Origin of the sequence: Micromonospora sp. MW-13 (genome assembly GCF_003434305.1) — a bacterium.
Taxonomy (GTDB): domain Bacteria; phylum Actinomycetota; class Actinomycetes; order Mycobacteriales; family Micromonosporaceae; genus Micromonospora.
The window spans coordinates 291,140-304,612 of the sequence record NZ_QKKX01000011.1 but is presented as its reverse complement, the minus strand read 5'-3'; the positions used below and the strand labels follow the sequence as shown (position 1 = coordinate 304,612).

13 protein-coding genes are annotated in these 13,473 nt (G+C 72.8%); 9 read left to right on the top strand and 4 right to left on the bottom strand.

Annotated elements, in window-relative coordinates; translation table 11 throughout:
• Positions 1-95: 95 nt before the first annotated feature.
• The 4 genes from C5N14_RS34130 to C5N14_RS09010 are packed head-to-tail and all read left to right on the top strand — an operon-like array spanning position 96 to position 3,285.
• Positions 96-209 carry a hypothetical protein gene (locus tag C5N14_RS34130; protein ID WP_371685815.1) on the top strand — a complete coding sequence of 38 codons (114 nt, stop codon included), beginning with the start codon at positions 96-98 and terminating at the stop codon, positions 207-209.
• A 36-nt stretch (positions 210-245) separates the two neighbouring features.
• Positions 246-623, top strand: coding sequence for a glycine cleavage system protein GcvH (gcvH, locus tag C5N14_RS09020; RefSeq protein WP_117667419.1), 378 nt, complete (start codon positions 246-248; stop codon positions 621-623).
• Between the two features lie 11 nt (positions 624-634).
• Complete coding sequence (gene glyA / locus C5N14_RS09015) at positions 635-1,903, top strand: serine hydroxymethyltransferase (protein WP_117667417.1); 1,269 nt, start codon at positions 635-637, stop codon at positions 1,901-1,903.
• Complete coding sequence (locus C5N14_RS09010; protein ID WP_117667415.1) at positions 1,900-3,285, top strand: L-serine ammonia-lyase; 1,386 nt, start codon at positions 1,900-1,902, stop codon at positions 3,283-3,285. Before glyA ends, C5N14_RS09010 begins: the two co-directional genes overlap by 4 nt.
• 243 nt (positions 3,286-3,528) lie before the next feature.
• On the opposite strand, the gene C5N14_RS09005 is transcribed toward C5N14_RS09010, so the two are convergent.
• A complete protein-coding gene (locus tag C5N14_RS09005; protein WP_117667413.1) occupies positions 3,529-4,281 on the bottom strand; it encodes an aminotransferase class IV in 753 nt (250 codons plus the stop codon).
• 278 nt (positions 4,282-4,559) lie between these two features.
• On the opposite strand from C5N14_RS09005, the gene C5N14_RS09000 reads away from it, so the two are divergent.
• The 5 genes from C5N14_RS09000 (at position 4,560) to C5N14_RS08980 (ending at position 10,140) form a co-directional block, all read left to right on the top strand.
• A complete protein-coding gene (locus tag C5N14_RS09000; protein WP_165878058.1) occupies positions 4,560-6,392 on the top strand; it encodes a BTAD domain-containing putative transcriptional regulator in 1,833 nt (610 codons plus the stop codon).
• 45 nt (positions 6,393-6,437) lie between these two features.
• Entirely contained in the window at positions 6,438-7,001 is a 564-nt protein-coding gene (locus C5N14_RS08995; RefSeq protein WP_243639343.1) for a S26 family signal peptidase, read from the top strand.
• Positions 7,002-7,088: 87 nt separating this feature from the next.
• Positions 7,089-7,703, top strand: a complete 615-nt coding sequence (locus C5N14_RS08990) for a MauE/DoxX family redox-associated membrane protein (RefSeq protein WP_117667407.1) — start codon at positions 7,089-7,091, stop codon at positions 7,701-7,703.
• Positions 7,704-7,741: 38 nt separating this feature from the next.
• Complete coding sequence (locus C5N14_RS08985; RefSeq protein WP_128763542.1) at positions 7,742-8,257, top strand: peroxiredoxin; 516 nt, start codon at positions 7,742-7,744, stop codon at positions 8,255-8,257.
• Positions 8,254-10,140, top strand: a complete 1,887-nt coding sequence (locus C5N14_RS08980) for an ABC transporter ATP-binding protein (RefSeq protein WP_243639342.1) — start codon at positions 8,254-8,256, stop codon at positions 10,138-10,140. Before C5N14_RS08985 ends, C5N14_RS08980 begins: the two co-directional genes overlap by 4 nt.
• Positions 10,141-10,330: 190 nt before the next feature.
• Here the strand turns inward: C5N14_RS08980 and C5N14_RS08975 are convergent, their stop codons facing one another.
• The 3 genes from C5N14_RS08975 to C5N14_RS08965 form a co-directional block, all read right to left on the bottom strand.
• A complete protein-coding gene (locus C5N14_RS08975) occupies positions 10,331-10,540 on the bottom strand; it encodes a hypothetical protein (RefSeq protein WP_117667403.1) in 210 nt (69 codons plus the stop codon).
• A gap of 178 nt (positions 10,541-10,718) precedes the next feature.
• Positions 10,719-12,857, bottom strand: a complete 2,139-nt coding sequence (locus tag C5N14_RS08970) for an ATP-binding protein (protein ID WP_117667401.1) — start codon at positions 12,855-12,857, stop codon at positions 10,719-10,721.
• Positions 12,830-13,399, bottom strand: a complete 570-nt coding sequence (locus C5N14_RS08965; protein WP_117667399.1) for a hypothetical protein — start codon at positions 13,397-13,399, stop codon at positions 12,830-12,832. Before C5N14_RS08965 ends, C5N14_RS08970 begins: the two co-directional genes overlap by 28 nt.
• Between the last annotated feature and the right edge of the window lie 74 nt (positions 13,400-13,473).

Genomic DNA, 13,473 nt, shown 5'->3' with positions numbered 1-13,473 from the left:
CTTCGCCCTTCAGGGCGGAGAGGACGTCAAGGCAGCGAGACCGCCGAGCACCACCGGCCGTACGAGAACGGGCCGGCCTGTTCGACCTCAGCCACATGGGACAGATCGAGGTCTACGGACCGTTGGCCCCGGCTGTGCTCGACCACGCGCTGGTCGGTCACCTCTCGGCCACGCCCGCCACGCTGCCCTTCTACCGCCGTCCGCGCTGACGCGCATCCCTGCCGGAAGAGGAAGAGATAGTGGAAATGGATGTTCCCGCGCGCCTGCGCTACAGCGCCAACCACGAGTGGGTCGACGACAGCGTCGAGCCGGCGTCGGTCGGCATCACCGCCTTCGCCGCCTCGGCGCTCGGCGACGTGGTCTACGTCGAACTGCCCGACCCGGGCACCCACCTGGTAGCCGGGGAGGTCTGCGGCGAGGTCGAGTCCACCAAGTCGGTGGCCGAGCTGTACATGCCGGTGACCGGCCGGATCCTCGCGACCAACGAGGCGGTCGTCGCCGACCCGAGCCTGATCGGCAGCGACCCCTACGGGGACGGCTGGCTGTTCCGGCTGCGGGTGACCGACCCGCCGGAGCTGATGACGGCCGACGAGTACCGCACCTACCTCACCGAACCCCACTGACGGAGGCCACCGTGGCTGTACTCGACGACGACCTGCGCGACGCCGACCCGGAGATCGCCACGGCGGTCACCGCCGAGCTGCGGCGCCAGCAGCGGACCCTCGGCATGATCGCCTCGGAGAACCTCGCGCCCCGGGCCGTCCTGCAGGCGCAGGGCTCGGTGCTCACCAACAAGTACGCCGAGGGCTACCCGGGCCGGCGGTACTACGGCGGCTGCGAGCATGTCGACGCCATCGAGCGGCTGGCGATCGAACGGGCCCGGCTGCTGTTCGGGGCGGCCTACGCCAACGTGCAGCCGCACTCCGGCTCCCAGGCCAACGCGGCGGTGATGACGGCCCTGCTCGCGCCGGGCGACGCCATCCTCGGCCTGGACCTGGCGCACGGCGGTCACCTGACGCACGGGATGCGGGTCAACTTCTCGGGCCGGCTGTACCGGGCGGTGGGCTACCGGGTGGACGCCGAGACCTTCCTGATCGACATGGACGAGGTCGAACGGCTCGCGCGTGAACACCGGCCGAAGCTGATCGTGGCGGGCTGGTCGGCGTACCCGAGAGTGCTGGACGTCGCGCGGTTCCGGCGGATCGCCGACGCCGTCGGCGCGTACCTGCTCGTCGACATGGCGCACTTCGCCGGGCTGGTCGCCGCAGGGTTGCATCCCAACCCCGTACCGCACGCGCACGTGGTGACCCTGACCACGCACAAGACGCTCGGCGGCCCCCGCGGTGGCGCCATCCTCAGCGCGGACACCGAACTCGCCCGCCGGCTGGACTCGGCGGTGTTCCCCGGCCAACAGGGTGGCCCGCTGGAACACGCGATCGCGGCCAAGGCGGTGGCCTTCCGGATCGCTGCCGGGGAAGAGTTCCGCGACCAGCAGCGGCGGGCGCTGCGGGGAGCCCGGATCGTCGCCGAACGCCTTGCCGCGACCGACGTGGGCGACGCCGGGATCCGGGTGGTCAGCGGGGGCACCGACGTGCATCTGGTCTTGGTCGACCTGAGGCAGGCCGAGTTGGACGGCGCCCAGGCCGAACGGCTGCTCCAGGAGGTCGGGATCACCGTCAACCGCAACGCGGTGCCGTTCGACCCCCGCCCGCCGATGGTCACCTCGGGGCTGCGGATCGGCACCTCGGGGCTGGCCACCCGGGGCTTCGACGAGCACGACTTCGTCGAGGTGGCCGACGTCATCGCCACCGCGCTGACCGAGCCGGAGGTCGGTGAGGCGCTGCGGGCGCGGGTCGACCAGCTCGCCGACCGGCGTCCGGTCTACGGAGGACAACTCGGATGACCGACCACCCACCGGCCGCCGTCGTCAGCGTCTTCGACCTGTTCCGGGTGGGCATCGGCCCGTCCAGCTCGCACACCGTCGGCCCGATGCGGGCCGCTCGTACCTTCGCCGTCGAGTTGCGCGACCTGGGCCTGCTGGCGCGGGTCGCCCAGGTGCGGGTCGAGCTGTTCGGCTCGCTGGGCAGCACCGGCATCGGGCACGGCACGGACCTCGCCGTGATCCTCGGCCTGGAGGGGGAGTCACCCGACGAGGTCGACCCCGACGCGGTGCCGACCCGGATCGCGACGGTCCGGACCACCGGTGTGCTCCGCCTGCTCGGCACGCATCCCATCGCCTTCCGCGAGGCAGAGCACGTGCGGCTGCACCGGCGTGAGTCGCTGCCGATGCACCCCAACGGGATGCGGCTGCGGGCGTTCGACCGCCACGGCGGGGAGCTGTGCGGCCGGGACTACTACTCGGTCGGGGGCGGCTCGGTCGCCGACCACACCGGCCGCATCCGTCAGCAGGAGGCAGCCGACGCCCGGTACCCGTACCGCACCGCCACCGAACTGCTTGCCCACTGCGCGGAGACCGGCCTGCCGATCAGCGAGATCAGCCTGGCCAACGAGCTGGCGCTGCGGACCGAGCAGGAGGTTCGCGACGGACTGCTGCGCGTCTGGACCGCGATGCAGGACTGCGTCGTGCGTGGGTTGACCCGGGACGGGGCGCTGCCCGGTCCGCTGCGGGTGCCCCGCCGCGCACGGCACCTGCACGAGCGGTTGCTGCGCGAGGAGGACCCGGCCGATCCGCTGCGGGCGATGGAGTGGGTCAACCTCTTCGCCCTCGCGGTCAACGAGGAGAACGCCGCCGGCGGCAGGGTGGTGACCGCGCCGACCAACGGCGCCGCCGGGATAGTCCCGGCCGTCCTGTCCTACTACCTGCGGTTCGTGCCGGGCGGCGACGACGCCGGGGTGGTCCGGTTCCTGCTGGTCGCCGGTGCGATCGGTGCGATCTACAAGCAGACCGCCTCGATCTCCGGCGCCGAGGTGGGCTGCCAGGGGGAGGTCGGCACCGCCTGCTCGATGGCCGCCGCCGGGCTGACCGAGGTGCTCGGCGGCACGCCGCAGCAGGTGGAGTGTGCCGCCGAGGTCGCCATGGAGCACAACCTCGGTCTCACCTGCGACCCGGTCGGCGGCCTGGTGCAGATTCCGTGCATCGAACGCAACGCCATCGGCGCGGTCAAGGCGATCAACGCGGCCCGGATGGCGCTGCGCCGGGAGAGCCGGCCGCTGGTCTCGCTGGACGTGGTGATCAAGACCATGCGGGACACCGGTGCCGACATGAAGACGAAGTACAAGGAGACCGCACAGGGGGGACTCGCGGTCAACGTCATCGAGTGCTGACCCCGGGACACCACGACTGGGGCTGGCAGTCGGGCCCGTTGTCCGACTTTCGTCGACGGCCGGCCCCAGACCCCCTGGAGGGAGTACCGCGGCGACCGGCAAGGTCCGGTCGACGGGCGGCTGACCGGCGGCCCCGCCGCCGGGCGACGCGGTGGACCGACGGCTGCGGTGGGAGCGGTACCGTATCCGGCGAGAGGGGTGGAAGAGCCGGCGGCCCACCGCTCGGCGGCCCGCCCGTCGCGGTCAGACGGCTTCCGGTGCGATCCCGGCGTACCGCCGGCGCAGCAAACCGATGATCGGGTGACCGGTCGCGAACGTGGTCCCGTCGACGGCGGCGATCGGCCGGATCGCGCCGGCCGCGTTGGTGGCGAAGGCGGTCGCCATGCCGGCCAGCCGGGACAGCTCGACCGGCTCGGTGCGCTGCGGGCCGTCGTGAGCCGCGGCGAGCAGCCGCATGGTCACGCCGGGCAGCACGTCGGCCAGCGGCCAGACCACGGTGCCGCCGTCGACGAAGCCGACGTTCCAGGTCGGCCCCTCGGTGACCCGTCCGCCGCCGTCGGTGAACAGCGCGTCGTCGTAGCCGTCGAGCTGGGCGCGGCGGCGTTCGAACAGCGGGCCGAACAGGCCGGCGTGCTTGACCGCGGGCACATCGCGTACGTAGGCGGTGGTGCGCACCCGCATCGGCGGCTGCGCCTGCGGCGTGGCGGCGCGCGTGGTGACCAGCACGTGCGGCTCGGCCGGGGCGGCGGGGTGGCTGAGCCGCAGGCCGGGGTCGGCCACGGTGACCCGGACCGTCAGCGGGCCGTCGGCTTCGGCGATCGCCTCGCGGATCCGCTCCCGGACGTACCCGCGGGACAGCTCGGCCCCGAACACCGTGGCGCAGTCGGTGACCAGCCGGTCGAGGTGCAGGCCGAGGCCGCGGACCGCGCCGTCCTGCACCCGCATCGTGGTGAAGTGCCCGTAGTTGGTCAGCGCCAGGTTGTCGATCGCCGTCATGGCGGCCAGTCTGGCACCGCACGGCCCCCATCCTGCCGAGCCTGACACCACAGCTCGTGGGCAGTGGTGTCGTCCGGCTCGGGCGGGCCCTGTCGCGTATGCCCGCGCCACAGCCCCGGCCGGCCTGCCTTCCACGTCGTCACCTGCTGTCTCACCTGTTCGGCCCTGTTCGGCCCTGTTCGGCCCTGTTCGGGACAATCCCGGACGGGGCTCGCCTTGGCCATCCCGCGTGCCACTGGGCAGATTTGAATTCCCGATCATTACGAGGAGGAATACGTATGCTCGGTCGTTCGGATGCACCCGCCGGGTCCCCGGGAGGGAGCACGGGGCCGGCGGACGAGGGCCCACTGGCCGGGGACTTCCGGGTGCTCGGGCCGGTGGAGGTGGGCCGGCGCAGACGGGTGGTCCGGATCGGCGGCGTCAAGCCCCGGGTGTTCCTGCTGGCGATGCTCCTGAACGTCAACCGGCAGGTGTCCCTGGACTGGCTGACCGATGCGCTCTGGGATGGGCGGCCGCCCACCTCCGCTGTGGCCAATCTGCGGACGTACGCCATGTGCGTACGCCGATGGCTGGCCGGCTCGCCGGAGGTGGAGATGGTCTGCCGCAGCGGCGCGTACGAACTGGCCTTGTCTCCGCGACGGGTCGACGTGCACAGGTTCGAGAGCCTGGTCGCGGACGGGCGGTCGGCGCTCGGCCGGGGGGACCGTCTCGACGCGGCGGCCCGGCTGACGGCGGCGTTGCGCCTGTGGCGGGGACCGGCCGGTGGCGGCGTGCCCTGCGGTCGGCCGTTGGCGGCGAGGTTGGCGGCGCTGGAGGAGCAGCGGTTGGCCGTGGCGGAGGAACGCGCGGAGATCCTGCTGGCACTCGATCGCACCATCGAGGTGATCGCCGACATGCGCGTCCTGCTCGGCGACGACCCGCTGCGGGAACACGCCTGGACGCTGCTGATCCGCGCACTGCACGCGTCCGGCGACGCCTCCGGCGCGCTGACCGCCTATGGCGAGGCCCGCGCCGTCCTCGCCGAGCAGTTGGGTCTCGAACCCGGTCCCAATCTGCTGGCGGCGCAACGGGCCGTACTGCACCGTGATCCGGTGCCGAGCGGCTGGGGTCGTACCGAGGTGGTCGCCGTAGCTCCGCCGGCGGCAGACCAGGAGGTGCCACGACAGCTTCCCCGACCGGCCCTGTTCGTCGGTCGGGACCGCGAGTGTGCGCGGCTGGCCGAGCTGGTGCTCGCCGATCCCGGGCAGGCCCGAGTAGTCGCGGTCGACGGCCCACCCGGGACCGGCAAGTCCGCGCTGGCGTTGCGGGTGGCCGGGATGGTGACCGACCGGTTCCCCGACGGCCAGCTCTACGCGGACCTTGGTGGGCCGGACAAGGCGGATCCTGCGGTGATCATCCAAGCCCTTCTGCGTGCCCTCGGTGATCCTCTCGGTGGCGTCGCCGGAAGCCTCGCCGAGGCGTCGGCCCGGTACCGGTCGTTGACCGTCGGGCGTCGGCTCCTGGTGGTCATCGACAACGCCGACGACACCGCGTCGGTCGACGAACTGCTGCCCACCGGTGCCGGCTGCACGGCCCTGGTGACCGGCCGTCGCACCCCCATGCTCGACCACGCCGACCGGCTGACCGTCGGCGCGCTGCGGCCAGCAGAGGCCGAGACCCTGATCGCAGCACTGGCGGGCGCCGAACGCGTCGCCAGGGCACCGACGGCCACCGCCGAGATCGCCCGGCGCTGCCAGCACCTGCCCCTGGTCCTCCGAGCGGTCGGGGCCCTGTTGGCGGACCGGCCGCACTGGTCGCTGCCGGATTTCCTGGACACGCTGATCGACGGCCGCTGCCAACTCTCCGAGCTGCGGCATCGTGACGGGCGGCTGGCCGACGTGCTGTGCGGGATAGGCCGCGAGCTGCACCCTTCCGATCCCGCCGCCGCGAGGCTACTGGGGGTGATCCGGCGGCACGGCCCGCCGGAGCTGACTCCGTCGGGCGCCGCCACCCTGCTGACGGTGCCGGTCGGCACGGCGGAGGCGGCGTTGGACCGGCTGGTCGACGAGCATCTGCTGCACCGGGTAGGGCCCGACCGCTACGCCCCGGTCGGGCTGACCTGCCTGCGCTGATCCGCCTGCGCCGACTCTGCCCGCGAAACCACCGAGGAGGTATTCGTGACTGCTTATCCGATCGCCGTCGGACTGACCGTAACCGCCGTAGCCGGCGGGCTGCTCTGGATTCGGTACCGCTGTCTGGTGGTCACCGTCCGGGGGGCGAGTATGGAGCCCACCTACCAGCACGGTGACCGGTTGCTGGTCCGCCGTCTCCCCGTCCGGCGGCTACGGCTCTCGGACGTGGTCGTCCTGCTCGACCCGGTCGCCCCGCCCGAAGTGGCATCCGGGTCGTCCGGCCCGGCGACCGTGGCCCACCGACGACGCGGTGTGGGGTCGGACGACGGGAGCGGCGGTCCCGCGACGCCGATCGGCGGGCGCAACGGCCCGTTCGTGATCAAACGGGTACGCGCACTTCCCGGTGATCCGGTACCCGGCCCCGACGTGCCGGCCCTGAGTGCCGTACCCGAGTCGGTCGTGCCGTCGGGGCGCCTCGTGCTGCTCGGCGACAACGCCACCGCCAGCCACGACTCCCGGGCGCGCGGCTACTACTCCGCCGACCGTCTGGTGGGCAGGGTGGTACGCCGGATGACCCGGCAACCCGGCACGCCCGAGCCGGCGTCCTGACCACGGGTTGTATGCCGCGCGTATCCCGGCCTGTATGAGGTTCTCCTAGCGTCGGGACGGTCCACCACGGAGAGTTGGGAGCCACCTGTGTGGTACGTCGTCATCGGCTTCGCCGGCATGATCGCCACCGTCTTCGTCGCCGCGGTGGCCGGCAAGGTGCGCAGCCGCTCGTCCTTCGAGTCGTTCACCGAGTCGGTGCTGATGACCGGGGTCGTGCCGGTCCGGTGGGGGCTTCCGGCGTCGGTGCTGGCCGTGGCCGCCGAGGCGGGCGTGTCACTGCTGCTCGCCGCCGCACCGGCCCTCGTACTCGCGGGTGCCGGCGCGGCGGCCGGCCGGCTGGCGGTGATCGCCGGCCTGGCCCTCGCACTGCTGCTGCTGGCCACCCTCACCGCGGTCGTCGCGGTCACGCTGCGCCGTGGCGTCCGGGTGCCCTGCCGCTGTTTCGGCTCCGGCGACAAGCCGCTGCGAGGTGTTCACATCGTCCGTAACCTGCTGCTGCTGTCGGTTGCCGGCACCGGCCTGGTCACCGCGTCGGTCGCCGGGCCGACCGGTGCCCCCGCCCCGGCCGGCGCCGTCCTGGCGGCGCTGGGGGGCGCGCTGCTGGCCGGCGGGTTCGTCATCTTCGACGACCTCGTCGACCTGTTCGCCCCGGCGCCGCTCACCGTGGTCGGTCCTTCCCGCCGTCCCCCCGTCGAGTCCTGAGAGAGCGAGGTTGCCCCGTGCCGTACATCGTCGCAGCAGTGAGCCTCCTTGGCGTCGTCTGCCTGTCGAACCTGGTCCTCACCGTGGGAGTGATCCGACGGTTACGTGAACATGACGCCCGGTTGCCGACCGGCCAGCCCGAGGTGGCTGTCCGGCCGCGCCCGATGGCCGCCGAGATGGCGCCGTTCACCGCGGTCACCACCACCGGCGAGCACCTCTCCTCCTCGCTCCTGCCGACTCCGACCGTGGTGGCCTTCTTCAGCCCCGGGTGCCGTCCGTGCGAGGTGGCGGCACCCAGATTCCTCCGGTACGCCGCCGATCTGCCCGGCGGCCGGGAGCAGGTCCTCGTCATCGTCAGCGGTGGCGCGGACGCGCCCGCGTACGCCGAACAGTTCCGCCCGGTGGCCCGGGTGGTCGTGGAGGAACCCACCGGTCCGGTGCAGACCGCCTTCGGCGTCGAGGGCTCTCCGGCCTTCGGCGTGGTCGACCAGGGTGGCGTCATCGGCACCGCCACCCGCAGGGTGGCCGACCTGCCCACCGCTGTGTCGGTATGACCGTCACCACGAAGGCAGCCACCACCCCGTCGGCCCGGGCGGCCGGGGCGGACGTCGACGCGCCGCCCGGGCCGCTCGGCCGGATGGTCGCCGGACCGGCCGCCATGGTGCTGGCCTTCCGGGCAGCCCCGGGCATGGCAGCGCTACTCGCCGTGGTCAGCGTCTGCGCCGGCGCGGGACCGGTCGCCTCGGCCTGGCTGACCAAGCTGCTGCTTGACCGGATCGCCGAGCGAACGGGCAGCGGCCTGGCCGAACTGGTCCGGCTGGCGGTCGCCCTGGCCGTGGTGGGTGTGCTACTCGCCTTCCTTCCGCAACTGGTCAACTACGCGTCCGCCGAGCTGGGACGGCGGGTGCGGCTGGCCGCCCGGGACCGGATCTTCACCACGGTGGGTAACCTGCCGGGCCTGGTCCGGCTGGAGGATCCCCCGTTCTACGACCGGCTGATGCTCGCTCACCAGGCCGGCGCGGACAGTCCCGGCCAAGTCCTCGGCGGGCTGCTGGGGCTGCTCCAGGCGATCCTGACGATGGGCGGCTTCCTGGTCACGATGGCGCTGCTCAGCCCGGTGATGACGGTGGCCCTGCTACTGGCGGCGATCCCCGCGCTCGTCGCGGAGCTGATGCTGAACCGGCGGCGGGCCCGGCTGGCCTGGCGGCTCGGTCCTACCGAGCGGCGCGAGATCTTCTACGCCGACCTGCTGCGCAATCTCCAGGCGGCCAAGGAGGTGCGGCTGTTCGGCACGGCCGGTTTCTTCCGGGACCGGATGCTGGTCGAGCTGCGCACGATCAACGGTCAGCGCCGCCGGTTGGACCGCCGGGTGCTGGGCACCCAGGGCGGCCTGTCGCTGCTCTCCGCGACGCTGGCCGGTGCCGGACTGGTCTGGGCGGCCACCGCAGCGCTCTCCGGACGGCTGAGCATCGGAGACGTGGCGATCTTCGTCGCCGCGGTGGCGGGCACCCAGGGCTCGCTGGCCGGCGCGGTCCGGAACCTGTCCGTCGTCCACGAGGCACTGCTGATGTTCGGGCACTACCACGCGGTGATCGCGACACCGCCGGACCTGCCGGTGCCGGCCGATCCCCGGCCGGTGCCGCCACTGCGCCAGGGCATCGAGTTCCAGGACGTGTGGTTCCGCTACGGCGACGACCAGCCGTGGATCCTGCGCGGCGTCGACCTGACCATCGGGTTCGGCACGGCCGCGGCGCTGGTCGGCGAGAACGGGGCGGGAAAGTCCACCATGGTCAAGCTGCTCTGCCGACTCTACGACCCGACCCGGGGCAGGGTGCTCTGGGACGGTGTCGACCTCCGCGAGTTCGACCCGGCGAGCCTGCGCGAACGGATGAGCACAGTCTTCCAGGACTACACCTGCTATGACCTGTCCGCCCGGGAGAACATCGCGCTCGGCGACCTCTCGGCCATCGACGACCAGACCCGGCTGACCGCAGCGGCCCGCCGGGCGGGCGCGCACGACGCCATCAGCCGACTGCCCAAGGGGTACGACACGCTACTCAGTCGGATGTTCCGGGATCCGGACGTCGACGACCCGAAGGGCGGGGTGCTGCTCTCCGGTGGCCAGTGGCAGCGCCTGGCGCTGGCCCGGGCGTTCCTCAGGGACCAGCGTGACCTGCTGATCCTCGACGAGCCCAGCTCGGGTCTGGACGCGGAGGCCGAATACGAGATCCACGCCCGACTGCGGGCCCACCGGGAGGGCCAGACCAGCCTGCTGATCTCCCACCGGCTGGGCACCCTGCGCGACGCCAGCCAGATCGCGGTACTCGACGGGGGACGCATCACCGAGTTGGGCGGCCACCAGGAACTGCTGGCTGTCGGGGGCACGTACGCCCGGTTGTTCGCCCTGCAGTCCACCGGTTACCGGGGCGCCGACTGAACGCTGCCGGTCGGGACGGTGCTCCTTGTCCGGCACATTGCACGGGTCCTTCATTCGCAAATATCCGTGGCACCCGGACCGGCCCCGCCGCAGTATCGCGACGGGGCCGGTCCGGGTGCCACGCCGAATCCGCTGGCGAGTCCGGATATCGCATACCGCCATTCCGGAGTCGCCGGGCTACCTCACTCGATCAGTCCGCGCAGGTGCCGCAGTCGGCGTACCAGGTGTACTGGTAGATACCGTTGCAGATGCGGTCGTACGCGAGCCGATTCCGCGAAAATGAACAGCCGGTCGCGCAGTGCGAGTACTCGTCGCGGCAGACGGGGGCCGCGTCGGCGGTCACCGACGGTGCGGCGAACCGGGTGATCCGGTCCGCCAGGGATCCGATGAGCTTGACCATTGTCGTTCCTTTCTCGATTGGATGCCCATGACGTTACTGAGCTGATATCCAGACGAAGTACAGGATCTATACACGGGCAGTTCGTCGAGAATCACGGATGACGGATATCGAATCGAGGATGCAACGGATCGTTGCCGGCCGGACTGATGGGGCCGGCCGGACGCAGATACCCATTTCCTCAGTGGGCCACGGGCGCCGGTACGGGCAGCACAAGCTGGACGGTGGTACCGGGGCGGGCGTGCTCGGGATTCGCCCGCGCGATGGTGAGCGCGGCCCCGATGCCCTCCGCGCGTTCTCGCATCGACGCGGTGCCGACGCCGGCGACCAGCGGGGCGGGGATGCCCACCCCCTCGTCCGTGACGCACACGACCAGGCGGCCGGACCCCACCGAGACGTCGATGGCGCAGCGGTCCACACCGGCGTGCCGGCGCACGTTGCGCACGGCCTCGCCCACGATGCCGTACACCGCGGTCGCCACGGTTTCGGGCAGTGCCACCTCGGACGCCCGCACCAGCACCGTCAACCCGGCATCGGCGTACCGCTCCCGCAGGCGGTACAGCGCCGGCCGCAGCCCGCCGCCCTCCAGCAGTGGCGGCACGAGGTCCCGGGCGATCTCCCGGATTCCCGTCGCCTGGCGGTCCATCTCGGCGACGAGCTGTCCGAGCAGGTCGTCGGCTGCCGTGATCTCCGGCAGGCAGCGGTGCGGGCGCAGCATGTTGCGTCCCGCGGTGAGCGCGAGCGCGACTCCGCTGATCGCCGGCCCCAGGTCGTCGTGCAGGTCGCGACGCAGCTTGCGGCGCTCCTCGTCCCTGCTCTGCGCCAGCCGTACCCGGGAGCGGTCCAGGTCGCGCTGGGCGAGGGCGAGTTCGGCGAGCGCGGTGACGACCGGCGCCAGGTCGTGCAGCAGGGCGGCGGTCCGCCCGTCCAGCCGCTCACCGGGGCGGGGCCAGGCCCACAGCTCTCCCACCGGCCGGTTCCCGCTGGCCAGGCACACCACCAGGGCCGGCCCGCCCGCCGCCGGACCGTCCCAGGCCGGGGGCCGGCGCGGCGGCACCGGCGGGGCCCCGGTGAGGGTGACGGCGACCGCGGCCAGCCGTAACGAGTCGGCGATGCCGTCCGCCACCGCGTCGAGCATCCGGGTGCTGCGCTCCGCCGCGCGCAGCCGGTCGGCGACCTGCCGGATCAGGCGCTGCCCGTCGTCGCCGTGCACCAGCCGGTCCACCCTGCGTTGCACCCAGGCGCGGGCGGGTTGGAAGCCGGCGGCGAGCAGTGCGGTCACCACGGCCTCGGGCACCGCCGAGGTCGCCGGCGTGACCGCACCGAGCAGCAGCACGCCCACGACGTACGCGCTGATCACCAGCCCGGTCATCAACGCCCAGACCAGGGTCCGGCGGATGGTCAGCTCCAGGCCCCACAGCCGCTGACGCAGCACCACGACCAGCACGGAGGCGGGGAAGAACGCCTGGGCGCCGAGCATGAGCAGCGGGGCGAACGGCACCGGGACGGCGACCTGGAAGGCCGGGTTCAGCGCGAGCGGCAGGAAGGCCGCCGCCAGCAGCAGGGTGCCGATGGCGAGCCAACCGAGACCGTGCCGCTGCTGCCGGGGCAGGGTACGGCGACGGGCCAGCACGCCGACGGCGGCGGCGACGCCGAGCACGACGAGCGCGGGCTCCAGCCATGGGTCGACCGCCGCGCGGGCCGCGAGCAGGGTGGCGTCGGTGAGCGGGATCGCGTGCAGGCCACCGGGCAGGGTGAGGGCGCACGCCTGTGCGACCACGATGAGTACGGCGCCGACGCCGACGGCGACCCGGGTGCTCCGGTCGAGCGGCCGTACCGGCAGGAGCCAGGGCAGCACCACGACGAGGGCGTAGAAGCCGGGCACCCAGGCCCAGTACGCGACGCCGGCGAGCTGCCCGGTCATCCACAGGTCGGGCCAGCGGTACGCCACCATGCCCCAGCAGGCCGCCGCCGCCGACAGCGACCCGCCGACGCCCGCCGCGGCCATGATCCAGGCGGCCAGGTGGGTCCGGCGCAGCAGGGTCAGCCAGGCGACCACCCCGTAGACCGCGCCGACCACCAGGTCCACCAGCGTGTAGAGCATCCACGGGTGCCAGGGCGGGGCCGCCGCGCACCAGGCCACCACGGAGGCGGTGGTCAGCCCGCTGGTACTGGTCAGCACCGCCCAGGCCGCGATCCGCCACCGGTGCCCGGTCCCGGCGGCCGGTCCAGCCGCGGCCGGGTCCGGCGCGATCGCCGGGACCACCTCGCCGTCCACCTGACCGGAACCGGTCAGGCCGAGCCGGCGAGCGTCTGGCACACGTTGTCCTGGTTGCCGAGGGCGACCGCCATCCGGCGGGTTCCGTCACCGTCGAACGTGATGACGTGCAGCCCGTCGAGCAGGTAGTAGCCCTGCGGGTAGCGGTCCCCGGGCCGGAACCCGAAGCCCGCGGGACCGACGATGGTGTACCGCAGCCACCCGCCGTCCGGGCGATACTCGGCCACGCCGGACCCGCCCGCGTCCTGGCGCGTCGTCCGTCCCGTGGTGTCGTCGACGAAGTCGACCACGAGCGGGCCGGCGAACTCCTCCCGCCGGACGGCCCCGTCGGGATACCGGTCGACCACCCGGACCCGGACGTCCTGCGAGACGACGTGGACCCGTAGCGGAAACGCGCAGTACCGGCCGGCCGGAGCGACCCACTCCTCCTGTATCCAGGGCCGCCAGGGCTCGGGCTGGCGCGACCGATCGGCGGAACGGTCGGTGCCGGCCGTCGCGGCGGGCGCGGGGGTCACCGCCGCCGTCACCGCGGCGAGCATCAGCACGACCCGTAGGGCCGGGGACATGACCTTGGACAGCAACATGCCTCACCTAACCAGTCTCATAGGGCTAACCGGTGTGTAGAGAGTGTCTGGTTAGTGGAGGGTCGGTCAAGGCA

What these genes read in the sequence shown, in the direction of transcription:
- C5N14_RS34130 (WP_371685815.1), top strand. Translation starts at nt 96, where the DNA reads ATGGGACAGATCGAGGTCTACGGACCGTTGGCCCCGGCTGTGCTCGAC.
- gcvH (WP_117667419.1), top strand. Translation starts at nt 246, where the DNA reads ATGGATGTTCCCGCGCGCCTGCGCTACAGCGCCAACCACGAGTGGGTC.
- C5N14_RS09010 (WP_117667415.1), top strand. Translation starts at nt 1,900, where the DNA reads ATGACCGACCACCCACCGGCCGCCGTCGTCAGCGTCTTCGACCTGTTC.
- C5N14_RS09005 (WP_117667413.1), bottom strand. Translation starts at nt 4,281, where the DNA reads ATGACGGCGATCGACAACCTGGCGCTGACCAACTACGGGCACTTCACC.
- C5N14_RS09000 (WP_165878058.1), top strand. Translation starts at nt 4,560, where the DNA reads ATGCTCGGTCGTTCGGATGCACCCGCCGGGTCCCCGGGAGGGAGCACG.
- C5N14_RS08980 (WP_243639342.1), top strand. Translation starts at nt 8,254, where the DNA reads ATGACCGTCACCACGAAGGCAGCCACCACCCCGTCGGCCCGGGCGGCC.
- C5N14_RS08975 (WP_117667403.1), bottom strand. Translation starts at nt 10,540, where the DNA reads ATGGTCAAGCTCATCGGATCCCTGGCGGACCGGATCACCCGGTTCGCC.
- C5N14_RS08965 (WP_117667399.1), bottom strand. Translation starts at nt 13,399, where the DNA reads ATGTTGCTGTCCAAGGTCATGTCCCCGGCCCTACGGGTCGTGCTGATG.